Here is a 212-nt window from a genome sequence, read left to right on the forward strand (position 1 = left end):
ACTAAAAAGTACTTACACTTTAAATATCCTTAGCAATTACATGCAGTATCCAGTTTTCAAAGAACGAATGTTGAGGCAACCATGAGGTTGCTCGCCTGGCAACGTCCTACTCTCCCGGCTCCCTGCGGAGCAAGTACCATCGGCGCTGGAGGGCTTAACGGCCGTGTTCGGCATGGGAACGGGTGTGTCCCCTCCGCCATCATCACCAGACT

The 212-nt window shown here is 51.9% G+C and carries 1 rRNA gene; it reads right to left on the reverse strand.

Annotated elements, in window-relative coordinates:
- Positions 1-93: 93 nt before the first annotated feature.
- Positions 94-210: ribosomal RNA gene (gene rrf / locus C3B52_RS36080) — 5S ribosomal RNA — on the reverse strand.
- Between the last annotated feature and the right edge of the window lie 2 nt (positions 211-212).

The organism is Brevibacillus reuszeri, from assembly GCF_002897295.1.
GTDB classification, from domain to species: domain Bacteria; phylum Bacillota; class Bacilli; order Brevibacillales; family Brevibacillaceae; genus Brevibacillus; species Brevibacillus reuszeri_A.